The sequence below is a fragment of the Shewanella sp. 5_MG-2023 genome (assembly GCF_030547465.1).
Classification (GTDB): Bacteria; Pseudomonadota; Gammaproteobacteria; order Enterobacterales; family Shewanellaceae; genus Shewanella.
In genome coordinates, this window is the sequence record NZ_JAUORC010000022.1 from 20,901 (window position 1) to 45,296 (window position 24,396).

Here is a 24,396-nt window from a genome sequence, read left to right on the forward strand (position 1 = left end):
ATGCTTATTGAATTTCAGCTAAAATATAGCCAATGCCTCTAACAGTTTTAATCAGTTCTGGGGCCATTTTTTTACGTAAATGATGAATATGCACTTCAATGGAATTACTGCCGACTTCATCCCAACCATAGGTTAATTGCTCAAGCTGGCTGCGGGTTAGTACTCGCCCTGCTGATTGGGCAAACTCCAATAACAATTGATATTCCCGCCGTGGCAGATTGATTAATTGCTCTCGAAAATGCACTTCACAACAACTGAAATCGATGGTCAATGCGCCGAAACTAAATTGATTGTTATCTAAGCCGTGTTGGCGGCGAACAATCGCTCGCAGTCTGGCAACTAATTCCCGCACATCAAACGGTTTACTGAGATAATCATCTGCGCCAATGTCTAAACAGTTTAAGCGAGTATCAAAATCCGTATTGGCTGTAAGCACAATAATCGGCAAAGATACTCCCGCTTTACGCCAGTGCTTTAATAAATCTTCGCCATTGCCATCAGGCAAACCTAAATCAAGAATAATGGCGCTAAAATCTTCATTATCCAGCGCCGCTAATGCTTGGTTATAAGAACATAAGTGATCCACTTGGATCCCTTCTTTAGCCAAACTCAAAACCACGCCTTGTGCTAATAACTGATTGTCTTCTACTAACAATACCCGCATCGGTTATTCCCTTATTACTTTTATAATAACTAAAGCGCGATTTAAGCTTATCTAAACACTTTAAAGTCAACACCTTGCTCACTCAAAAAGGCTTCAGCAGCAGCGCCTTTTAACATTGCCATGGTCGATAACATTCCCGCGGTTACGCTATTTGGCCCTAATACCGTCACTGAAAGCGGCGCTTGCTCCACAGGATATCCTGTTCGAGGATTAATAATGTGGCCATAGCGTTTACTGTCCACTTCAATGTAGCGCCGAGTGGTGCCGCTAGTGGCTAATGCGCCTTGGCGTATGGTTAACAGCGCCGCGGCATTATCCAATTGCTGCGGGTTTTCAATCCCCACTTGCCAGCCATTGGGGTTAAGGATGGGACAGGCAATATCGCCACCAAAATTAACTAACACAGAGATATCAGGCCAACGCTTGCTGAGTAATTGCGCTGTACTATCCACCGCATACTCTTTGCCTATGCCACCAAAATCTAAACTCATTGCTGCAGGCATAGTCAATTGGCTGTCAGTAAAATCAATGGCGCTAAAATCCACTAGCTTTAATGCCGATTTAATCGCACTAGCTGGTGGCACTTGATGACTACCATCAAAGCGCCACAACTTCATTAAAGGACCTGCGCTGATATCAAAAGCGCCGTCACTTAATTGATAACATTGCTGGGCAAATTGCAGTAAATGCGCCGTTTCAGCATCAATGTTAACCGCCTGCCCTTGGGCATTGTTGAGTTGCCAAACAATATTACCTTGTAAAAAACGGCTATATTTACGCTCTATTCGTTTGGCTTCAGCCACAGCGATATTTAACATCTGCTGGGCAATGCGCTCATCATCTAGTCGCATTAACATTTCACATGGACTTGCCATGGCGCTAAATGAACCTAAAAAGCCCCAAGGGCGACGTGTAAGCGTCGCGACCTGTGGGGCCTTAGATGTAGCGGCTTGTGATGTAACAGCGGCTTTATTTAACAATTTCAATAACTCTGATGTTTTGCGTTTATTTATCTTAAGACTATTTATTTAAAACGAATAGCTTATTTGAGCTACGATTGCTTTCACCGATGGAAATAAATCCTGATTATTTAACTCACCAGGGATATCTGTGCCGTTGTTTTCAGGGTTTTGCTGATAATACTCAATACGATAGCTAAGTTCATGGCCGCCAGATAAGCGATGGCCAAACTTAAGCCCTACGGTATAAGCTGACATGTCACCAATGCGATAATCCGCACTGGCATACTCAGGTAATGCAGCTTCTGTGCGCAAAAATGGCTGATAAAACTCAGCAGCTTGCTGCTGGTAATAACGCAAATGCAGCTGGCCATATAAGCTTGGGGTAAAGTAATAGCGATAATGGGTTTCTAAAGTGTGCGCTTGAATATCCCAGTCATCAGTATTGTAGCGATAAGAGAAATCAATCACCCCTGAGTCCAATGCGCCTTTTGCTAACAAGAAAACACTGTGCTTAGTGCGCGAGTCTGGGCGGTTTTCATAGCGATAACCATGGGACTCACCGTTACCATCGACCATACTGAGAATTTTATAGGGATCGGTCATATAGCCCGACACACTTGAAAAACCGTAGTTAGCTTGCATTAACCAATTGCGATTCAAGATTTGGGTCACACCTAGCATGACATCAGCGGTTTGCTTGGTATCATCACCGTCTAATCGAGTGGCGTCAAATGCAGCTTGAAAGGCATCATCGCCATCATAATCACCGCGAAATACCATTTCTGATAATGCCACAGGACGACCGCCAACAGGATCAACAGTATCATTAGTATAGGCACCCGATAAGGCAAGAGTGGTGTTGTTTTTGTTAAAACTGCGCTCCACACCCGCATTTAAGCCTAATGATAAATAATCGTATTCTTTAGAGCCATAAACACCCAAGTTAACCGTCCAGTCAGGATTTAAAATCTCCTGCCAATTGGCACTTAACTGCACTCGAGTATCTTGGAACGTATCATCAAGGGGCGTTTCACCTGGGGCGACCGTATACTCTCCCTTACCTGAAGGTCGTGTAAAGGTTTGGCTGATGGATTGTGCTACAGCGCCAGAAGCTGAAGCGCCGGTTAAGCTGTCGACAACGATTTTCATATCGAGCAGCGAATCTTCACCAAAGGCTTTTTGCACATTACCAATAGCTTCAACGGCTTGTACACGGTCTTGCTCACCGTAATACATAATGGCGGCATCGACTTTCCAATCATCGTTTGCCGGTACCGGCTCTTGTGCGCTAGCTTGTTGTGACAACAAACTGCAGCTAGCCATGGCCAATGCACTAGCGATGCTTTGTTTCGGCGTTAGTTTCGAAGTTAGTTGCATCCACAACCTCCACCAGCTAATGAGCGTCCGCCACTGGTGCCTTCTTTACTGAAGTAAATATGGTCATCCAATGCTAAATCTAACTTTTCATTATTAAGTGCCATATCAGCGCGGGCAAATTGATCCTTCTCCCACGGCTCTACCCCTAAACTCGAACAGCCTGCTAAACTGCTGATAATAGACAAGGCCAATAACAGCTTAATGTATTGCTTAAAACTCGATTTTTTCATTGGCTTATTCCTTTAATAACAGTTGAATTTCATGTTCGTAAGCAGGCTTGTTCTTGTCAAAAAAACCAACATGACGCTGAACTAATTCGCCTTGGCGGTTAAATAAATAGCTACTTGGCATACCAGGTAAATCAAACTCCCTTGCCACATCCCCTTCTGGATTAAAGCGTAAATTAAAATTAGCGGGGATTTTAGTGAGAAACTCATGGGCTAACTCAGTATCAACATCCAGATTGATAGCAACCACTTCAAAGCCTTGCTGCTGGTATTTGGCCTGCATCTGGTTCATCCAAGGAAAAGACTTTCGACATGGACCGCACCAAGAGGCCCAAAAATCTACATACACCACTTTGCCAGCAAACTCTTGCAAGCTGGTTTCAGTGCCCTCTTTCGTGAGTACAGTATGATCAAGTGAGGGCGCGGCAAATAATGGGCTGCTAAAGGCCAATGTGAGTAACAAACTCGCTAGTAATGATCGCTTCATGGAGTCTCGCTTTGTTAATATTATTTTTTCAGGAGTCATGAATGACTAATTTTTAATGATTCAATATCACCTAAGTTAAATCTTCAATCTTAAGGTTTTATTAAGCATTGTGACGAGTTAGTTTAACAGAGTGTTAAGTTGGAGAGTTAAATAGGTAAAGATTAACCCGTTAACAAGGTCTGACGAGTATAGGATAGCGAACAAGAGTTGGTTAATGAGGACTAATAATCACCGCGCTAGCACTAACGCCATGACGCGGTCTTGAAGCAATAGCTAGAACAACCGCTGATACGCTGCTCAATAGGCTTAGTTCAACACAACTGGTGACTGTGTTTACCCGCCGATGATTCTCGAGACTAAGCCCTTATCGTGGGTAAATTCGGCCAGTATTATTCCGGCCAAATGCAAACTGATAAACGGAATAAAATACCACAAGGCAAGTTTATGCACGGTTTCAGCTTGGTGTTCAATTGACTCTGGCCCAAATTCAATCAACAAGCCTGTGGAGACCGATAACGCAATACCCAGATAAAATAGCCAATATACCCACGCTTGAAATTTTTCACGGCCGCTAGCCTGTTTACTGAATGCGCTAGGGTATTGTAAACCGCATTTTGCCATATAGATAAAGCGCAGCGACACAAAAACAGCCACCGCATAACCAAAATATAGGTGCCACTGGAACATCACATTACGGATACTTTTAGCAATGATGACGGCTTGTTTATCGCTGATGAGTAAATCAAGCGGCAATAGCCCTTGTTGGATCATCTCTGCCATATGATTTTTCTCCATCCAGCCTAAACGCAGTAAGATGGTTAACAGCATCACCAACATCGACAACGCAAGCCCCCAATGCAGAAGACGATGGATAGCAGGGAAATGGCTGTGAGTACTCATAAAAACCTCAGCGATTGAAAGTGAATGATTATTATAAGAGGTAAAACTTAACATTTGCTTATGCTAGATCATTGAGCGTTTCACCTTACCAAGCCAATAACATTCAATAACCTCGGTTCAAACACCTCGGTTCAAACACCTCAGTTCAAACACCTCAGTTCAAACAACAGTAAATCAGAGACATAAAAAAACCTGAATCACTTTGCAGTCATTCAGGTTTTGGTTAACACGCAGAAAATAACTTATTTTTTGCGGCTATTAATGTGGCTCATTGCGCGTTTACGGCGACGCTCTTGACTAATGGTTAGCTTTTCATGGCGGCCTTCAAATGGATTAGCTCCCTCTTGAAAGCGCATTTGAATTGGCGTACCCACAACTTTCAATGAACGACGGAAGTAGTTCATCATGTAGCGCTTGTATGAATCAGGTAACTTACTTACCTGATTACCATGCACCACAACGATTGGTGGGTTATAACCACCAGCATGGGCATACTTAAGCTTCACACGGCGACCATGTACTAATGGTGGCTGATGATCGTCTTGTGACATTTGCATAATGCGGGTCAGCATTGAAGTGCTTACGCGGCGCGTCGCACTGTCATAGGCTTCTTCAATCGACTCATATAAATGACCAACACCTGTGCCATGCAGCGCTGAAATAAAGTGAATGCGGGCAAAGTCGATAAAGCCTAAGCGGCGATCTAACTCACTTTTAACGCTTTCTTTAAATGCTTGGTCAAGACCATCCCATTTATTCACAGCAAGTACAATTGCACGACCAGCATTAAGCGCAAAACCAAGCAAACCAAGATCTTGCTCTGTAATACCGTCTTGAGCGTCGATCACTAACAAGACAACGTTAGAATCTTCAACTGCTTTCAGGGTTTTAATCACTGAAAACTTCTCAATAACTTCATGTACTTTCGCGCGGCGACGCACACCAGCAGTATCAATTAATACGTATTGACGACCTTCACGTTCCATTGGAATGTAAATACTGTCACGAGTCGTACCTGGTGCATCATAAACAACCACACGCTCTTCACCTAAAATACGGTTAGTTAGCGTTGATTTACCTACGTTAGGCTTACCAATAATAGCAAGCTTAATCGGTAAGTTTTGCAGGCGCTCTTGTTCAGCTTCGGCTTCTTCTTCAGTGTACTCACGTACATCTTCAACTTCTTCACCGTCTTCTTGGCGAGTAATACCCATAGCTTCAGCATAAGGCGCTAAAGAGTATTCAATCATATTGGTAACACCGCGACCTTGCGCAGCTGCCATTTGATAAACTTCACCTAAACCTAATGACCAAAACTCAGCACAGGCTGAATCAGCATCAATACCATCAACTTTGTTAGCAACAACAAAGGTAGTTTTATCACGGCTACGTAAATGCTCAGCAATCGCTAAATCAGCTGCTGTTAAGCCTGCACGAGCATCAGTTAAAAATAGCACCACATCTGCTTCTTCAATCGCCGCTAGCGATTGTTCAGCCATCTTAGTTTCAATCCCTTCTTCAGTGCCATCGATACCACCAGTATCAACCACAATGAATTCATAACCAGCTAAAAACGCACGTCCATATTTACGGTCACGAGTTAAACCAGGAAAATCGGCGACAAGCGCATCTCTTGTGCGAGTAAGGCGATTAAATAAAGTTGACTTACCAACATTAGGTCGCCCCACAAGGGCCACTACAGGGATCATGATTTTGCCTCTAAAAACTTTAAAATAAAAAGCCCCCGGAACACACTTCCAGGGGCTCTAATAAGGTTTGCTATTCAATTTATGGCAGTACAATCGTCGCGATTTTGCCGCTACGACCTTGCACATAAATTTTATCTCCAACCACTACTGGTTGTGAGAATAAACCATCACTATCAACCTCAACACGTCCAGCGACTTCGCCAGAGTTGCGGTCAATAAAATGTAAGTAACCTTCAAAGTCACCTACAACAATATAAGAGCCTATAACGGCAGGTGAAGTTAAACTACGATTCATTAACGTAGAGTTACTCCATAATTCAAGACCGTTACGTCTATCTACTGAATAAATTCGGCTGTGGTCATCGACTAAGTATAGTCCAACCCCTGCTGTCGCTAATTCATTGAAGCTTGAATACTTACGCGTCCATACAACACGACCCGTTCTTAGCTCCATAGACACTAAGTTACCATTGTAACTTACCGCGTATAAATTATCGCCCAAAATTAACGGTGTCATGTCCACATCGGCCATACGAGTAAACTCGTTACCACCGGTTGGGTTAAATACCGCCTGCTCCCAAGCCACTTGTCCATTGTTTTTGACAATAACCGCTATTTTACCATCAGCAGTGCCAAGGAAGAAACCACCTGAATCATAAGCTGCTGAGCTAGTGCCGCGTAGCGTTAGATTTGGCAGTTGCATCTCATGGGTCCACAGTTTAGCACCGTCATCAATATCAAATGCTTCAAAGTTACCATCACTGGTATGCACGCCAACTGAATCTTCAGACACAGTTGGAGCCGATAACAGTTCACCGCTTGCAACTGCTGACCATACGGTCTCACCGGTTTGAGCATCTAATGCCACCAATAAACCAGACTCGCCGCCAATAAAGACTTTATTACGGCCAGCGGTAACGCCTGCGGCAATGCGTGCCTCTTTCGTTTTCGCCAGCTCAGTATGTTTAAATTCTGAAGCTAAGTCTTTACGCCAAGCCACTTTGCCTGTTGCTTCTTCAAAGGCGACGACCTCACCGTTGCGATCGGCCACATATACATGGTCATATCGAATAGCCGGTTTAAGTTGAGAATAAAAGTCACCGACTCCGCCCCCAACCTTGGCATGCCAGTTTACTTCTGGAAAAACAGTTGCTTGAATTTCAGTTAGTTCAGTAACAACTTCTTCTTCATTATCATTTGAAGAACAAGCAGATAGCAATGCGACGCTTAAGCCCGCTGCTAGCAAAGTTTTGCATAAAGACTTCATTCGGCTAATTCCTTATGCCTTGTTTAAATTGTCTAGCTTCATTTGTAATGCAGGACTGGTTAACGAACCGCCGTTATCAACAGCAGCTTGGTAAGCTGAACGTGCACTATCCATGTCACCTTGACGCACAAGTAAATCGCCTTTTAACTCATCACGTTGAGCATTAAATGCTTCATCGGTAATTTGCTCTAATGTCGCAATTGCAGTGCCGATGTTACCTTGCTCTGCTTGCACGCGAGATAGACGTAACGTCGCTAAAGACTCTAAAGCAGCACCCGGTTTTGCAGCAATGATTTTAGTAAAAGCCGCTTCTGCTTTATCTAACTCGCCTGCATCGACAGCAGCTTTAGCTGACATGAGTTCAAGCAAGGCTTGGTAACCTTTTTGATCGTGCTGTGCACCAAACTCAGCGATAGCTGCTTGTACTGCACTGCTGTCGCTGTTAGCAGTAATGCGTTGAAATGCTTCTGATGCAGCTTCCGATTTTTCAATTTTTACGTCAGAGTAATAATTCCAACCGTACAATCCACCTAGACCTACGACTGCACCCACAATGATTGAGCTGCCGTAATCTTTCCAGAACTGCTTAATAGCATCTACTTGTTGTTCTTCTGTGCTATAAATTTCCACGCGCACTTCCCCTTTCTATTCAGTTCTGTTTTTTATTAGCTAAGGGCTAATATTAAAATAATGATTTTATCGTAGTCGCCAACTCTTCTCGGGCAACTAAAAGTTGTTCGTTCTTATTTCTCAGTGGCTTAATTGCAACTTGGTTATTGGCAATTTCGTTTTCACCAATGATCAGGGCGTACTGCGCACCGCTTTTATCAGCACGTTTCATCTGCTTTTTAAAGTTACCGCCGCCACAATGACTCATGACTTTAAGCGCTGGCAGGCTTTGACGCAACTCTTGGGCAATTTTAATTGCTTCAACTAAGCAGTTTTCGCCCATTGCCGTGACATAAACATCGACAACTGGCGCGACATCTTTATCAAGCTCAAGGGTTTGCAGTAGTAATACAATACGCTCAAGTCCCATTGCAAAACCTACTGCAGGGGTATCTTTACCACCCAATTGACCAACCAGACCATCATAACGACCACCAGCAAGTACCGTTCCTTGAGAGCCTAAGCTATCCGTTACCCACTCAAAAACGGTGCGGTTATAGTAATCTAAACCACGCACAAGACGAGGATTAATTGTGTATTGGATGCCGACAGCGTCTAAGAGTTCACATAAGGTTGAAAAATGTGTTTTTGATTCTTCACCTAAATAATCCATTAACTCTGGCGCATCAGCTAGCAAGGCTTGAACCTGTGGCGATTTAGAATCCAATACTCGTAGCGGGTTTGAATACATACGGCGCTGTGAGTCTTCATCTAATTGCTCTTTGTGCTGCTCTAAAAATGCAATTAATGCATCACGGTAAGTAGCACGTTCAGCAGGATCACCTAAGGTATTAAGTTCCAGTTTAACGTGGTCTTTAATGCCAAATGAATCCCATAATCTTGCAGATAACATCAATACTTCCGCATCAATGTCCGCACTTGCAATGCCGTACACTTCAACACCAAATTGGTGGAATTGACGGTAACGACCTTTTTGAGGACGTTCATGACGGAACATCGGTCCCATGTACCACAAGCGTTGCTCTTGATTATACAGTAAACCGTGTTCGTTACCTGCACGCACAGTTGAAGCGGTACCTTCAGGACGTAAGGTTAAACTGTCTTCATTACGGTCCGCAAAGGTATACATTTCTTTTTCAACGATATCGGTAACTTCACCAATAGAGCGTTTAAAAAGATCAGTACTTTCAACAATAGGAGTACGGATTTCACTGTAACCATAGGCACTAACAGTAGAGCGAATAACCGCTTCGACTTGTTGCCATAAAGGGCTTTGAGTTGGCAGAATGTCGTTCATTCCACGGATTGCTTGGATCTGTTTTGCCACGTTTAATTCGCCTAATTTTTAGCTAATTAATTAATCATATGCCTTACACAAAAAAACACCTACCACTGCTGGTAAGTGTGTTTTTATCTAAAACTAACTTATTCTGTTGCGTCTTTGATATCGATTCGGTTTTGCATTATCGCTGCTTTTGCGCGAATTTTTGCTTCCAGTGAATCCACTATATTGTTGTTATCAAAGCGCTCTTTTTGACGTTTACCGTCATCATAATAACCACTTTTTCCGTGGCTACCGGTTAAACCAATATCTGAAACTAACGCTTCACCTGGGCCATTGACCACACAGCCGATAATCGACACATCCATTGGGGTGGTGATATCTTCAAGGCGCATTTCTAACGCATTGACAGTGTTAATCACATCAAACTCTTGGCGTGAACAAGACGGACAGGCAATAAAGTTAATGCCGCGGCTGCGAATACGTAATGATTTTAAGATATCAAAACCGACTTTAATTTCTTCGACTGGATCTGCCGCTAATGAGATACGTAAAGTATCACCAATACCTTCAGCCAGTAACATGCCTAAGCCCACTGCTGATTTAACCGAACCCGCACGAGCGCCGCCTGCTTCAGTAATGCCTAAATGCAATGGCTGCTTAATTTGCTTGGCGAGTAAACGGTATGATTCAACCGCTAAAAATACGTCTGAAGCTTTTACACTGACTTTAAACTGGTCGAAGTTTAGACGGTCTAAAATATCCACATGACGCATGGCTGATTCAAGCAATGCTTCTGGTGTTGGCTCATGATACTTGTCCATCAGATCTTTTTCTAATGAACCGCCATTAACACCAATGCGAATTGGAATATTTTTATCACGCGCACATTCAACTACATTGCGAATACGTTCTTCATTACCAATGTTGCCGGGGTTAATCCGCAAACAATCAACACCGTATTCAGCCACTTTAAGTGCGATACGGTAATCATAATGAATATCGGCAACTAAAGGTACACTAACGCGCTGCTTGATAAGCTTAAACGCTTCAGCGGCATCCATTGTTGGTACTGAGACTCGCACTATGTCTGCACCGACTTTTTCAAGGGCCAAAATTTGTGCAACTGTGGCGTCGACATCAGTGGTTTTAGTATTTGTCATCGATTGCACCGCAATTGGTGCACCATCGCCGATCGGAACATCCCCTACATAAATGCGGCTAGAAGGACGGCGGATGATTGGAGATTCGTTATACATAATCTGTTGCTCTACTACTTACCAAAATTGAGTTAACACTAAGCTTTAAAGACTAGGCTTTAGGCAGGGTTAACTTGGCCACACGGTCAGAAAACTCAGCAAGGCTGACATTTTCATTATTAAAGCTCATGGTGACAACTTGCGGCGCACCCAATATCACTTTAAAAGGTGCCTTGCCGGTGACTTCAACGACTCTAGCTGAGCCCTTAACGCCATCAACCAATGTTTTACCATCGGCATCGATAATGTTAACCCAGCAATCATCACTAAAGCTAAGCGATATAGTATCAGTTTCAATCACATCAGCAGTGGTTACTGCAGTATCAACTGCAGCTGTTATTGCTGGTGACACAGCAACAGAGTCAAGTGTGTCAGTCGCCGTTGCTGGCTTAATAACACGGTTACTCTCCTGAACATTACTGCTCACTTGAACTGCGTCATCGTTTTGACTTTGTGCTGAGATTACCTCGCTGGCAACGGGTTCCCGATAAGCCAGTTTAGGATCGATTTCTGGCTCTAATAAGTCTTGTGTTTGCTGCGCCACATTAGCAGCTGCGACTTCTTCTGCTGTCGGCTTTGATAAATCAACTCCCGTTAGCATTGAGTCTTTTTGTACCCACCACAACAATAATAGCGCAAGTAATATCGCTACGATGAGATAAGTAACTAAGGTGAGACGGCTGTCACGGGCTTCGCGGGTAGTTTTGCGAGAAAAGCTTTGCATAGCAGCAGTTTCATCAGGAAGTTGCTGGGCTAAACATTGTTGAACGGCATTAACATCTGCTTCAACGTACTTGGCAAAGTTTTTAGCGTAGCCGCGGGCATAGGTTGCTGAAGCAATATTATCAAAAATATCATTTTCAATATCTTCAATAACACTGGGACGCAAATGCAGCTGTAATGCCACAGCATCTATCGAGACACCCTTTTTTTCGCGGGCGGTGCGTAGCAGCATACCCGCTGTTGAAACAGTTTCGAGTAATTCAGCTTGCTCGAGATTATTATCTGTTTCTATCTCTGTAATTTTATTTGTCATTAATGCAAATTAGCCCTGTATTCTTTCGCTTGTTCTGAAGCAGGATATTTGGCAATTAAAGTAATTCCGTAGCGTTTTACCGCTTCATCATCCGCTAACTCACGGGAAATTTTAATACCTAATGCTAAGCTTTCTGGTGTTTGTTGTGCCACACGGTGAAGACGCGTTAAATTCGCTTTAGCGGCTTGATAATCATTTTCTACTATCGCAAGCTCAATCAATTCTTTCAAGGTTGATTGTCGTCTTGGATCATATCGCAGCGCATCTTCAAAATAGCCCTTGGCTTTTTCGGTGTCACCTGCAGACATACTACACACGCCTAAGTTTTCGTAGCTTGAAGCGGTGCGAGTGTATTGTTTGGTTTCAATCGCGGCTAATAGCATTTTTTCAGCTTGTGCGAATTTATCTTGCTGGCAAAGAAACACGCCAAAGTTATTTTTCGCATCACCACCTGCATCTGGCGCGGCAATGGCTTTACGGTAAGCCGCCTCTGTACGTACAGTATCACCTACCGTTTGGTAATAATACGCCATCGCGATATGCACTGAACTTAACTGCGGTGCATATTCAACCGCACGATTTAAATTAAATTTAGCTTGTTCAATATTGCCTCGATTTAAATAAGTCAGTCCCAGCTGCATTCGCTCAATAGCTGCGGCTTGCTTATCTAAGGTTCTTTCGGCAACAGGAATATCAGTACCGCTATAAGTTCGCTCAGTGACACAACCCGTTAGAGGTAATGCCATCGCGACTACAATCAAAAACTTTGGCAATCCATGCATATTCCAACGCCTATTAATCTATACAAACAATGAGTTAATCCATTGTGACCGAAATCTGATTTTGTTGCATTTGTTTTTTTGCTAAACGTTTAGTGCGATCACGAATATCACCGGCTAATTGTCCACAAGCCGCATCAATATCATCACCACGGGTTTTACGCACAATAACCGTTAAGCCGTATTCCATTAATACTTTAGAAAAACGGTCAATTCTAGAATTAGAAGAGCGACCATATGGCGAACCAGGATAAGGATTAAACGGAATTAAGTTAATCTTACACGGCGTGTCTTTCATTAGCTTGGCTAATTCATGGGCTTGATCTGTACTGTCATTGATATGATCAAGCATCACGTATTCGACTGTAACACGTCCGCGGTTAGCATTGGACTTTTCTAGGTAACGACGAATCCCAGCTAAAAATTCTTCTAGCGGGTATTTCTTGTTTACCGGCACCAATACATCACGCAGCTCATCATTTGGCGCATGAATACTCACCGCTAAAGCCACATCGATCACGTCACCTAATTTGTCTAACGCAGGCACGACACCTGAAGTCGATAAGGTCACACGACGCTTAGACAGACTAAAACCAAAGTCATCTAACATGATGTCCATTGCAGGGATCACATTGGCTAAGTTTAATAGTGGCTCACCCATTCCCATCATAACAACGTTAGTGATTGGACGATCGCCAGTGTCTTTATGGAAACCTAAAAATTCTGATACACGCCATACTTGACCGATGATTTCAGCCACTGAGAGGTTACGGTTGAAGCCTTGCTGCCCTGTTGAGCAGAAAGTACATTCCAATGCACAGCCCACTTGTGATGATACACACAGGGTTGCACGGTCTTCTTCAGGGATGTAAACAGTCTCGACTTCTTGGCCTTGACCAACATTGATCGCAAACTTAATGGTCCCATCAGATGACTTTTGAAAGCTAGCAATCTCAGGGGCAACGATTTCACACTTTCGAGCTAACTTAGCGCGCAGTGCCTTGTTAATATTGTTCATTTCTTCGAAGTCGCTAACACCAAAGTGATAAAGCCATTTCATCAATTGATCGGCTCGGAACGGTTTTTCGCCCATTTCTGCGAATAGCGCTCTCATCGATTTTCGATCAAGATCCAATAAATTGATCTTTTTTTCACTCATGTTGTGTAACCTCAAAAAACCTAAAACTTGCTTGCGGGCGGCGAATTATACAGATCCTAACAAAATTTGGCTATAGAAGTAGCAACAAAGCTTAGAGACTATGCTAGAATTTCCTCGGACTAATATTGGTCTGCCATTTGGAGGTGTAATTCCACCTTTATGATAACCCTTATCATTATAGTATTTATCGCCATTGCAATCTCTTTTCTTTGTAGTGTATTTGAGGCGGTACTACTGTCTGTTACGCCTAGTTATATTGCCACTTTGGCTAAAACGAATCGTAAAGCTGCCGATCGGCTTAATAAACAGAAAGAAAACGTGGAATCACCACTGGTTTCTATCCTGACTCTCAACACCATTTCCCATACCGTAGGCGCAGCTGTTGCTGGTGCTCAAGCGGCAAAGGTCTTTGGCGATGAAATGCTAGGGGTATTTTCCGGGGTACTGACCTTTCTCATCTTATTTTTCTCAGAAATCATTCCTAAAACCTTAGGTGCAAACTATTGGCGTTCATTAGCGCCATCAGTGTCGCTAGTTTTAGTGTGGTTAGAGCGTATTACCAAACCACTAATCTGGATGTCTTCAAAAGTCACCAAATTAATGGGTAAAGGCGACGAAGGGCAGTATATTCGTCAAGAAATGAGTGCGATGGCCGAAATTGGGCGACAATCAGGTGAACTTGATAAACAAGAGTCTGCCATTTTAACGCAAATGTTATCGGTTAAAGAAATGCCCGTTTCAGCGATTATGACACCGCGAACCGTGATGTTTAAATTACCGGTGACTCTGACCCAAGGGCAATTTGTGCAGCAGTTTTTAGCTAAACCCTTTACCCGTATTCCTGTATATGAAGACGACCCTGATAATATTATTGGTTATGTTAACCGTAATAATATCATTCAAGCAGAACGTTACACCCAGAAAGAATCCATTGGTGTATTGAAGAAAAACCTGCTGGTTATTCCTGAAACCGCCAAGATTTTACCGATATTTGAATTGATGATTAAGCGAAATACTAAAATCGCTATGATTGTCGATGAGTATGGTTCTGGTGAAGGTATTGTCACCTTAGAAGATATTGTTGAGTCTTTACTGGGACTAGAAATTGTCGATTCAAACGATCCTGTCACCGATATGCAGCAATTAGCGCGTAAATTGTGGAGTAGCCGCATGAAGCATAAAGGCATTGTATTATCTGATGACGGTGAGTTTACCAAGCAATCTCAAACCCCACCGCAATAATACTCTAGCTTTATAGCTATAGATTTAAGGGAGCTTAAGCTCCCTTTTTAATTTAGTTAATATAACCACAGCCTTGGTTTAACGGCTATGCATTAGCAGCAACTAAAGTAAACAACGACTAAAGTAAACAGCTACAAAAATCAGTCACCCATTAAGTTCATTAAACGCCGGATCAGGAACAGCCTCCTTTTTCTGTATTAGAGTAAAAGATGCCCAATAACTATCGCCTTAGCCTTGCTCATATTAACGATACTCATTCTAATTTTGAGCCTAGCAGTGTTCAATTTTCCTTATCGGTCGAGCAACAGCATTATCACGTCAACACGAAAACAGGTGGCTACGCCCGTTTAGGCCATCAAATTGAATCAGCAAGGCAACAAGCTGCTCAACATAACCATGAGTTTTTGTTTTTGCATGGCGGCGATAGCTTTCAAGGCACCTTATATTTTAGAGAATTTCAAGGCGCGGCTAACGCGCACCTACTCAATATGCTCAAACCCGATGCTATGGTGTTAGGTAATCATGAAATAGATGCAGGTAATAGCCCAGTACTGGCTTTTTTAAATCGTATCGAATTTCCGGTGTTAGCTGGCAATATGGATCTCAGCCAAGAGTTAACCGATAAAGAAGGCCGCCTAAGTGGTCACCCTATGCTTTATGATTACGACAATCAGACCCAATGTGCCAAGGTGCTAGTTAAGCCGTTTTATGATACTCACATCGCCATTGTCGGGATTACGCTGGATCAGATGCCGCTGATTGCTCGCCCCGATCCTGATACCCATTTTATCAATGCCATTGACACGACGGCTAATACCATTGCCAGTCTGCAGCAGCAAGGCATACAGCATATTATTGTCCTCAGCCATTTAGGGCTAGATCAAGACCGAGAGTTAGCAGAAAAAGTATCTGGGATCAGCGTCATAGTTGGTGGGCACTCACATACCTTACAAGGTCAATTCGATGAACTAGGTCTTAGCCACACTCCCTATGCTGAGCGGGTAAATAACACCCCTATCATCCATGCCAGTAAATACGCTGAAGTCTTAGGCTTAGCTAATATCACTTTTGATCGCTCTGGCGCCTGTATTGCCATAAATGGTAATAACTACTTTATGATTGATGATGAATTAGAAGTGCTGTTTAATCCTAAGCAAGATAATCAGCTTACTAACCTCAATACTTTGCCCACAGAGCAGCAAATAAATAGCGTAAAAACCAAGCTTATCAGCCACCCTGCTATCCGTGGTGATCAGGCCTGTGAAAGCATTCATAACACTATAATGGAGCAATACCGCCCAGCGCTAAATGCGCTAGAAGAGCAAGTGCTTGCTTACATACCCCATGATTTCATTCATACCCGTTTACCCAGTAAGCACTTTCCCCATGGCAGTGAAATTGCCCCTTGGGTTTGTAGAAGTATGTTTAAAGCCACTAAGCATTCAGGTGAAAAACTCGATTTTGCCTTACATAATGCCGGTGGCGTTCGGCAGTCATTAAATAAAGGCAGCTTATCAATGGCGGATGTATTAGGGCGGATTTTGCCTTTTGAGTTGCCATTAGTGAAATATCAAATTCAAGGCAAATACCTTTATGAAGTGCTGGAGTCGGCCATTAATGCCGCCACCAATAATGGGGTAACTGGCACTGGCGCTGGTAGCTTCCCCTACACTTATGGTATCCGCTATTTCTATGATGGCACCTTAGCGATGCATCAACGTATTACCTCCGTTGAGTTATATCAAGACGGTTTATGGTCGGCAATTGATCCTGAAAAGCTCTATATTGGGGTGTCTTCGGCCTATACCGCCTTAGGTAAAGAAGGTTATGACGCATTACTAAAAGCCCATTGGCAACAAGACTTAGATACCATGACGTTACCTGAAGCCTTTGTTGATTTTGTTACCCAGCATGGAAACTTAATCGAAAACCCATTACAGCCTAATGTTTACTATATTAGCCACAGGTAATATTGAGTTTAAATTTTGCCTTGTGTAGTAATTTAGTATTCACAAATCTGCCGCGGATCACAGACCCTGTGTGCGCTTCATGATTTAATAAACTATCTTTATGTAGATTCATGACCTGAATCATTGCAAAATTTAGCCTAATCAAATAGGGAACGTATTCATGAAAGCAAAACTGATCAAATTAGCTGCAGCAGCAACATTAGCATTAGGCGTATCATCAGCATGGGCTGCTGGTATTATGCACCAAGGTGAAGTAGTAGAAACGATGAACAGCGGTGGTTATACCTATGTTCAAGTTAAAGCAGAAGATAAAACTTTTTGGGCTGCTGGCCCACAAGTTGCGATCACTAAAGGTGACACTGTGATCATGAATGAGCAAATGTGGATGCAAGATTTCACCAGCAGCACATTAAACAAAACCTTTGATAAATTATTATTTGTTGGCAAAATCGAGAAAAAATAACTCGCTTTAGCAATAAATACCCCATAATCGGCTAATTCTCATTAGCCGATTTTTTATCTGATATCAAGCAGCCATGACTCAAACAGCGCAATATTCAATTATCACCTTCAGGCCTGCTTTTGCTCAGCAAGTCAGTGAGCTAGTTCATCAAAGTGTTCGACAAATCTCACACCGACGATACTCTCAAGCCCAGTTAGCCGCATGGTCAACTAAACCGCGCTCAGCAAAACATTGGCAATTACGGCTGACGCGATCGCAATCTTGGTTAATGCTGGCAACAAACAAAGCCGATACTTTAGCAAGTCAGCAGCCAAAGGTTATTGGGGTTATCAATGTCGAAACCCATTTTAAAAGCCGCGGTTATATTGATAGTTTGTATATCGCCCCCGCCTATCAGCAACAAGGGCTAGCATGTCAGCTTTATGAAACCTTAGAAAAGTGGGCTCTCAGCCAAGGCTACGCAGAATTGAATGTTGATGCGTCATACTTATCAAAAGCATTTTTCATCAAGCAAGGGTTTACACTGATCCAGCCAAGCTACCAAATCAGTCAACAGCAGGTGATTAATAGTTTCTATTTAAGCAAGCCGCTCACTTAAATCTTAATCCTCAGCAGCACAAGGCAAGATATCAACTGATAAAGACAAGTCTTACAAACACGTTAACCAGTGGATTTACTTTGTTAATAACGGCTGCAGCATCTGCTCTAAACCATTAAGTTTTACTTCATACATCAATGCCAATTGCTCGCCTAACTTCCCCTCAGGAAAACCTTTACTATGAAACCACACCAGGTATGGCTCGGGTAATTCCAGTAACTTTCGTCCAGCATATTTACCAAATGGCATGGTTTGGTTAATGGCTTCTAATAATAATTTCTCATTCATAGTGTCAAAGTCTTTTTGTTCAGGAGATTTAGTTAACAATAGCAATATAACATTTTGGAATAGCGATAAATACAAAAGCAAAGTTTAGTTATAGATAAGAGTCATTTACATTTAGCGGTTGGCAACACTAGCCACTTTTCTGGTCATTGATTTATTAAATAATCAACTTAAGCAATTCAATTTATTGATAAATTCTAGTGAATAGCTCATAAGGTTAACACAGTCAAAAAATCGCCATTAGCCGCTATTTTGTCAAAAAACAAACGCCTGTCAAAGCCACTAAAACCGTCAATTTATAGCACATTGACGACCAAGTCATAGCAACATAAAGTTAATAACAAGTACAACATAAAGCGTCAACGAAAAATCAACCTTTTATAACCAAGCGAATCAATAATGATTGACAATCCAATGGCGTTATACCACATCAGGAGATGTTTTGATGATTATCTTAGTCGGTGGTGAAAAAGGCGGTAGTGGTAAAAGCTGCTTAGCCCAAAATATCGCAGTATTTCTCGCTAAAGAAGCCACAGCCAGTATTATCATGGTCGATTGCGACCCGCAAAGAACCACATCAGATTGGATCCAAGCGCGCAATAACAACCCTGAATTACCAGCAATAAATTGCGTCCAATTGTACGGAAAAATCCGTAACGACTTACTCAGTCTTGAGAAACATTATGATTATGTACTCGTTGACTGCGGCGGCCAAGACAATTTAGCCCTGCGCGCTACATTATCAGTGGCCTCTCACGCCTTAATGCCCCTAAGACCCAAGCGTAGAGACCTAAAAACGGTCAGTCACATGGATGATATTGTCGCTACCTGCAAAATGATTAATCCCACCATGAAAGCCTCTTTTGTGGTAACTCAGTGTCCAAGTTTGCCTAACCAAGCAGGTCGAATACTCGAAGCTAAAGAGGTATGTAAAACTTACGATATTAACGTGCTTGATGCGATTACTTACAGCCGAAATATTTATGACGACAGTGAAGAGTCTGGCTTGTCAGTCATTGAAATAGACCCCAATGGAAAAGCCGCGGTTGAAATCCGTAATATTGCTTGTGAATTGCTAGAAGTAAGCGATGCCAAACAGCTAATCAGGCAGCGAAATAATAACGATAATGTAACGCAATTAGGGGGAAGTTATGGGCCTGGCCGATCTGAAGAAAACCGTTACGCCATGTAGTACGCCTTTTTTGCCGCAAATGTCAGTTGATGACTTTATTGAGGCAGCAAATCTTTACGCTATGGGCAAACCACAGCAGTCGAGCGCCTGTAAAAATGCAGATTCAAACCAACAGGCGATGCAGCAACTATGGGAATTAACCACCCAAGCTGAAGCGAATGAACCCATAAATGAAAAACCTAAACCATTTAGACGGGCAACATTTACCTTAAGTGAAGCGGCAATTGAGCAATTAAACTGCTTAAGTCAAAGCAGCCAATCGGCAAAGTCAAAGTTAATTAGAATATTGATTAAACAGCATTTTTCATTATCACTTGAAGAACAACAGCAAATAGAGCAACGACTGCAAATACGTTAAATCAACTATAAAAATAAACTCCCTCCCCTTCTTTCTGGCAGCAACCTTGGTTGTTTGCCAGTTTTTTTTGTCTCAATAAAAATCAGCCACTTGAATTTGGCGCAAATTCACCCAATAACATAATGACAAGCTAATATAATCTGGGAGAGCTGAATGTTTGCAGTGTTTTTACTTGTCACCGTTGCGGTAACTGCCATCGCGTTGATTATGACTAAGTCTCAACGCACTGAAAAGCGCAGGCAACAGCTTATGACAAGGCCTTTCCCTAAAGCATGGCGGCAAATCCTTAAGCGTCGCTTACCCTATTTTCATGCATTGCCCACAGATCTGCAGCTACAACTAAAAAAGTTAATCCAGATTTTTATTGATGAAAAACAATTTGTCGGCTGTGATGGCTTCAACATTACCGACGAAGTAAGAGTGACCATTGCCGCGCAAGCCTGCTTGTTATTACTCAATCGAAAAACCAATTTTTACCCCAAGTTAAAACAAATTTTAGTGTATCCCTATGCGTTTATTGTTGAGAAAAATAACACCGACTTTGCCGGCGTATCCTCTAATGAACGTAATGTGTTACTGGGAGAGTCCTGGGGTAATGGCAAGATCATCTTGTCGTGGAAAAGTACTTTGGACGGCGCTGCAGCGCCATTTGATGGTCAAAATGTGGTTATTCATGAGTTTGCTCATCAGCTAGATCAGGAAAACGGCAATGCCAATGGCGCACCGCCATTAAAAGAGTTCACCGATTATGCCACTTGGTCAGCAACACTCGGTCGTGAGTTTAAAGCGCTGCAATATTGTGCCCAGCATCAATTACCCTCGCTGTTTAACTACTATGGTGCGACCAATCCTGCTGAGTTTTTTGCCGTCATTAGTGAAACCTTTTTCGAGAAACCGTTAGCGTTTTACCAACAGCATCAATTGCTTTATAAAGAACTGAGTCAGTTTTATCAGCTAGACCCAATCAATTGGCATTAAGATCAGCATTGAGTCATTGATTTTCGCGGCTATCATTACCAGCCAGCATTTAGCAGACAAGGAATTTTCATGCACAAAGCCATCTTAAGATTATTATTAACCACTAGTTTATGTTTAATGTCTTCTTTACCCCTAGCAGCTCAAGAGGCACTCTCTGACGAGTCAAAGCAACAAGCTAATAGCATTCTCGACCAACTACACCAAAATGCCAGCCAGGCGAACTGGGACAGTTACTTTTCGCTATATCACCAGCAAGCGGTGTTTTTAGGCACTGATGCCACAGAGCGCTGGGATATGCAACAATTTGCCGGTTATGCCAGACCTACAGATGGTTGGCATTATGAAGTCAGCTCACGCCAGCTACTGCAGTTTGATAACACCATTGTTTTTGATGAATTACTTGAAAGCGCCAGTTATGGTCTATGTCGCGGTACAGGTGCGTTGCAATTAACTGATGATGGCTGGAAAATTATTCAATATCATTTAAGTATTGCAGTACCTAACGACAATGCCAAAGCCGTGGCGCAGTTGATAGGCGCAAAGAAACAAGCTAAATAACCTCTATCGATAAGTTAATATTGATTAAAAACCTAAGCCAGCAACTTAGCTACGCTGGCTTTGCTTACTTGAGCGCTTAAGCCAAACAATCGATTAGTTTCTCAAGATATGAGTTTAACGAGCTATCAGTCAAAAAAGTCCATAAGCAAAAGAATACAGCAACAAAACTCCCCCCTATTAGTGTCTATGTTATTTACTCTAGCATTAGGTGCCTTCGATAATGACTCACTAATCCTTTAGCCGCTTTGGATTGATATTAATCAATAACATAACTAGAAGGTTTAACTGAATCAGCTGTGATTTCGCTATAAATTTTAAGCAAAAAAAAACGGCTCATAAGAGCCGCAACACAAGCAAATGGTTGAAAACTTACTGGGTAGGAAGTAAAAATCCTCGCATTAAGAACGACAACTAGCTTGCGCTAAAATTCCAAATACTGGATAAAACCCGATGTAGCCTGTAGGTGAACTACATCGGGGGACATCAGCTGCATGGCAGCTAAACTGTTACAGAAGTGGTATTAAAACAGCTCTTCTTCGGTAAAGCCGGTCAATGCCCTCACTGAAGATTAACCGCCTTGAATACAGCTTGTCACTTGGTCAAAGTAACCTGTGCCCACTTCTTGTTGATGCGACACGAATCTATAACCTTTCTCAGCCGTTATAAATTAAACTTTTGTAATACGTCTACTGAATTTAAGCTGTTAATAACTCATAACCCGGTAGTGTTAAGAAATCGACCAACTCATCAGAGGTGGTAATTTCCTCAAACAGACTGGCCGCTTTAGTAAACTGACCACTGGTAAACCTTTGCTGCCCTAGCTCTTGCTCGACATTAATTAGCTCTTCAGCCAGCATGGTTTTGAATAAGTCTTTAGTGACTAACTTGCCATTAGAAAGTGACTTTTCATGTTGGATCCACTGCCAGATCGAGGTGCGTGAGATTTCTGCTGTAGCGGCATCTTCCATCAATCCGTAGATAGGAACGCAACCATTACCTTGGATCCACGCTTCGATATATTGCACTGCGATACGAATGTTTAAACGCATGCCCGCTTCGGTACGTTCACCATCACAAGGTGTCAGCAGCTCTTCGGCTAATATCGGTGCATCGACATCACGGGTAATGTGCAACTGGTTAGTTCCGGCGCCAATATAATCATTGAAAATCGCCATGGCGGTATCGGCTAAACCAGGGTGTGCCACCCAAGTACCGTCATGTCCATTACGCGCTTCAAGCTCTTTATCACCTTTTACTTTTTGCAAAATAATTTCATTTTCTTCGGCTGTTTTAGCCGGAATTAATGCTGCCATGCCGCCCATAGCTAATGCGCCACGCTTGTGACAGGTTTTAATCAGTAGACGTGAATAAGCACTTAAAAAAGGCGTATCCATAGTGACTGCTTGGCGATCTGGTAAAACACGGTCAGCATGTTTGTTCAAGGTTTTGATATAGCTGAAAATGTAATCCCAGCGGCCACAATTTAATGCCACAATATTTGAACGTAGTTCATATAAAATCTCGTCCATTTCGAATACTGCCGGCAGCGTTTCAATTAGGCAGGTACATTTTATTGTGCCTGGCTTTAAACAAAAACGTTCTTCAACGAATGCGAACACTTTTGCCCACCAGCGCGCTTCAACATGACTTTCAAGCTTAGGAAGATAAAAGTAAGGGCCGCTGCCATTAGCTAATAATTGATGGTAGTTGTGATAAAAATACATCGCGAAGTCGAACAGACCACCTGGAATAGACTCGCCCTTGAACTCAACGTGCTTTTCTTTAAGGTGTAATCCACGTACTCGACAGATAAGTACTGCAGGATCTTCATCTAAACTGTAATGTTTGCCTGTTGCCTCAGCAGTAAAGCTAATATCGCCTCGCACTGCATCACGTAAGTTAATTTGACCTTGAACGACTTTTTCCCAGCTTGGTGCTAGTGAGTCTTCAAAATCTGCCATGAATACTTTTACGTTGGCATTCAGCGCATTAATAATCATTTTGCGATCTACGGGGCCAGTAATTTCAACTCTACGGTCAGTAAGATCTTCAGGTATCCCTCTAATCGCCCACTCACCATCTCGAATAGCGCGGGTTTCAGGTAAGAAGCCAGGTAATTGACCATCATCAATGCGTTGCTGCTTTAATTTTCGCTGTGATAGCAACTCAGGAACTTCAGCAGCAAAAGCACCACATAAACTAGCCAATAATGACAGTGAGCCATCATTGAAGATAACCTCTTGGCCAGGGACTTCTGGGCCAATCAAAGCAAGCTCTGAGCTTGTTGGTAAATCAGTTTCAGCACTTGGCTGTGATTTAGCATATTTAGCCATTAGTTGTTCTGCTGTCATATTTAGCCCCTTGAGCAATAATTCGTTTTTAAAAGTTAAATGGTGGTCAGTAAGCGTATTTATCTGTACACCTCTATCAGTGTTTATAAACAGACAACTTACTTCCACATATCTAAAAACAAACCCTGCTACTTTTTAACCATCAAATGTTTGTTTCGTACTAAAACCTAACCAGAAACGTTTGCATTTGCAACAACCAAATAACATCCTCTACAAGCCAAACAGCAACCTAATAATTGGTAACACCAACAGCAAAAACACAACAAGACACTGATTTAAAACAGATAAAAATTAAAACAACATTTAATTGGTTTTAGTTGGTAACTTGTCCAACCAATTTACCAACAGCACAAAAAGGTAATTACACAAGTACTTTAATTACATGTCGCAAATAATTGTGTACAGCCTTAAGGCAGTTTTCTACTAAAGTAGAAATAGCATTTTGTTTTGAACATACCCTGAGGTAAAGCCATTAAAATAATTAAAATCATTGAGTTATAATATGCTTAATCACAACCAAATTTAAACAACTGTTTTAATTTGACGTTTACGTAAACAAAATAGGCTGTATAGAATATATACTCTAGACTGGTGGAGTTGTAACCGGATCAACATCATAAAAGTTATTGGTTTAGTCGAAAAAAATGCATCTTTTTTTATAAA

General features: G+C 42.2%; 24 protein-coding genes. 8 read left to right on the forward strand and 16 right to left on the reverse strand.

Annotated elements, in window-relative coordinates:
• Positions 1–4: 4 nt before the first annotated feature.
• The 14 genes from Q4557_RS13860 to Q4557_RS13925 all read right to left on the reverse strand — a co-directional run bounded on the left by Q4557_RS13860 (position 5) and on the right by Q4557_RS13925 (position 13,738).
• Positions 5–664, reverse strand: a complete 660-nt coding sequence (locus Q4557_RS13860; protein WP_102440584.1) for a response regulator transcription factor — start codon at positions 662–664, stop codon at positions 5–7.
• Between the two features lie 47 nt (positions 665–711).
• A complete protein-coding gene (locus Q4557_RS13865; protein WP_303413483.1) occupies positions 712–1,539 on the reverse strand; it encodes an FAD:protein FMN transferase in 828 nt (275 codons plus the stop codon).
• 153 nt (positions 1,540–1,692) lie between these two features.
• Complete coding sequence (locus Q4557_RS13870; RefSeq protein ID WP_102440586.1) at positions 1,693–3,003, reverse strand: DUF3570 domain-containing protein; 1,311 nt, start codon at positions 3,001–3,003, stop codon at positions 1,693–1,695.
• Entirely contained in the window at positions 2,994–3,233 is a 240-nt protein-coding gene (locus Q4557_RS13875; RefSeq protein ID WP_102440587.1) for a DUF4266 domain-containing protein, read from the reverse strand. Before Q4557_RS13875 ends, Q4557_RS13870 begins: the two co-directional genes overlap by 10 nt.
• Positions 3,234–3,237: 4 nt before the next feature.
• The gene (locus Q4557_RS13880) at positions 3,238–3,717 is read right to left on the reverse strand and encodes a TlpA disulfide reductase family protein (RefSeq protein WP_303413437.1); all 480 of its coding nucleotides are present in this window, start codon (positions 3,715–3,717) and stop codon (positions 3,238–3,240) included.
• Between the two features lie 333 nt (positions 3,718–4,050).
• Positions 4,051–4,617, reverse strand: coding sequence for a cytochrome b/b6 domain-containing protein (locus Q4557_RS13885; RefSeq protein ID WP_157936137.1), 567 nt, complete (start codon positions 4,615–4,617; stop codon positions 4,051–4,053).
• A gap of 242 nt (positions 4,618–4,859) precedes the next feature.
• Positions 4,860–6,326, reverse strand: a complete 1,467-nt coding sequence (gene der, locus Q4557_RS13890; RefSeq protein ID WP_102477211.1) for a ribosome biogenesis GTPase Der — start codon at positions 6,324–6,326, stop codon at positions 4,860–4,862.
• Positions 6,327–6,405: 79 nt separating this feature from the next.
• The gene (gene bamB / locus Q4557_RS13895) at positions 6,406–7,593 is read right to left on the reverse strand and encodes an outer membrane protein assembly factor BamB (RefSeq protein WP_076542699.1); all 1,188 of its coding nucleotides are present in this window, start codon (positions 7,591–7,593) and stop codon (positions 6,406–6,408) included.
• A gap of 12 nt (positions 7,594–7,605) precedes the next feature.
• On the reverse strand, positions 7,606–8,223 hold the full coding sequence (locus Q4557_RS13900; protein ID WP_076542697.1) for a tetratricopeptide repeat protein: 618 nt from the start codon (positions 8,221–8,223) through the stop codon (positions 7,606–7,608).
• Positions 8,224–8,275: 52 nt separating this feature from the next.
• Complete coding sequence (hisS, locus tag Q4557_RS13905) at positions 8,276–9,550, reverse strand: histidine--tRNA ligase (RefSeq protein ID WP_102440590.1); 1,275 nt, start codon at positions 9,548–9,550, stop codon at positions 8,276–8,278.
• Positions 9,551–9,648: 98 nt separating this feature from the next.
• A complete protein-coding gene (ispG, locus tag Q4557_RS13910) occupies positions 9,649–10,764 on the reverse strand; it encodes a flavodoxin-dependent (E)-4-hydroxy-3-methylbut-2-enyl-diphosphate synthase (protein WP_303413443.1) in 1,116 nt (371 codons plus the stop codon).
• Between the two features lie 52 nt (positions 10,765–10,816).
• Positions 10,817–11,800: a RodZ domain-containing protein gene (locus tag Q4557_RS13915; protein WP_102440591.1), complete on the reverse strand. Its 984-nt coding sequence runs from the start codon at positions 11,798–11,800 to the stop codon at positions 10,817–10,819.
• On the reverse strand, positions 11,800–12,582 hold the full coding sequence (pilW, locus tag Q4557_RS13920; protein ID WP_303413445.1) for a type IV pilus biogenesis/stability protein PilW: 783 nt from the start codon (positions 12,580–12,582) through the stop codon (positions 11,800–11,802). The genes Q4557_RS13915 and pilW overlap by 1 nt, the downstream gene beginning before the upstream one ends.
• 34 nt (positions 12,583–12,616) lie before the next feature.
• Positions 12,617–13,738: a bifunctional tRNA (adenosine(37)-C2)-methyltransferase TrmG/ribosomal RNA large subunit methyltransferase RlmN gene (locus Q4557_RS13925; RefSeq protein WP_076542685.1), complete on the reverse strand. Its 1,122-nt coding sequence runs from the start codon at positions 13,736–13,738 to the stop codon at positions 12,617–12,619.
• 159 nt (positions 13,739–13,897) lie between these two features.
• Here Q4557_RS13925 and Q4557_RS13930 point away from each other — a divergent pair, with 159 nt between their 5' ends.
• From Q4557_RS13930 to Q4557_RS13945, 4 genes are all read left to right on the forward strand, one after another.
• A complete protein-coding gene (locus Q4557_RS13930; RefSeq protein WP_102440593.1) occupies positions 13,898–14,980 on the forward strand; it encodes a CNNM domain-containing protein in 1,083 nt (360 codons plus the stop codon).
• Between the two features lie 209 nt (positions 14,981–15,189).
• Positions 15,190–16,950: a bifunctional UDP-sugar hydrolase/5'-nucleotidase gene (locus Q4557_RS13935; protein ID WP_102440594.1), complete on the forward strand. Its 1,761-nt coding sequence runs from the start codon at positions 15,190–15,192 to the stop codon at positions 16,948–16,950.
• 160 nt (positions 16,951–17,110) lie between these two features.
• The gene (locus Q4557_RS13940; protein WP_102440595.1) at positions 17,111–17,413 is read left to right on the forward strand and encodes an NrfJ; all 303 of its coding nucleotides are present in this window, start codon (positions 17,111–17,113) and stop codon (positions 17,411–17,413) included.
• Between the two features lie 73 nt (positions 17,414–17,486).
• Entirely contained in the window at positions 17,487–18,011 is a 525-nt protein-coding gene (locus Q4557_RS13945) for a GNAT family N-acetyltransferase (RefSeq protein ID WP_102440596.1), read from the forward strand.
• A gap of 75 nt (positions 18,012–18,086) precedes the next feature.
• Here the strand turns inward: Q4557_RS13945 and Q4557_RS13950 are convergent, their stop codons facing one another.
• Positions 18,087–18,299: a DUF3820 family protein gene (locus Q4557_RS13950; protein ID WP_102440597.1), complete on the reverse strand. Its 213-nt coding sequence runs from the start codon at positions 18,297–18,299 to the stop codon at positions 18,087–18,089.
• 442 nt (positions 18,300–18,741) lie between these two features.
• Between Q4557_RS13950 and Q4557_RS13955 the strand changes: the two genes are divergently transcribed.
• The 4 genes from Q4557_RS13955 (at position 18,742) to Q4557_RS13970 (ending at position 21,382) form a co-directional block, all read left to right on the forward strand.
• A complete protein-coding gene (locus Q4557_RS13955; RefSeq protein WP_076542673.1) occupies positions 18,742–19,488 on the forward strand; it encodes an AAA family ATPase in 747 nt (248 codons plus the stop codon).
• Positions 19,448–19,846, forward strand: coding sequence for a CopG family transcriptional regulator (locus Q4557_RS13960; RefSeq protein ID WP_133126441.1), 399 nt, complete (start codon positions 19,448–19,450; stop codon positions 19,844–19,846). The genes Q4557_RS13955 and Q4557_RS13960 overlap by 41 nt, the downstream gene beginning before the upstream one ends.
• 153 nt (positions 19,847–19,999) lie before the next feature.
• Positions 20,000–20,824, forward strand: a complete 825-nt coding sequence (locus Q4557_RS13965; protein WP_102477205.1) for a zinc-dependent peptidase — start codon at positions 20,000–20,002, stop codon at positions 20,822–20,824.
• 69 nt (positions 20,825–20,893) lie between these two features.
• Positions 20,894–21,382 carry a nuclear transport factor 2 family protein gene (locus Q4557_RS13970; RefSeq protein WP_102440600.1) on the forward strand — a complete coding sequence of 163 codons (489 nt, stop codon included), beginning with the start codon at positions 20,894–20,896 and terminating at the stop codon, positions 21,380–21,382.
• Positions 21,383–22,077: 695 nt separating this feature from the next.
• Here the strand turns inward: Q4557_RS13970 and aceB are convergent.
• Entirely contained in the window at positions 22,078–23,715 is a 1,638-nt protein-coding gene (aceB, locus tag Q4557_RS13975; protein ID WP_102440609.1) for a malate synthase A, read from the reverse strand.
• Between the last annotated feature and the right edge of the window lie 681 nt (positions 23,716–24,396).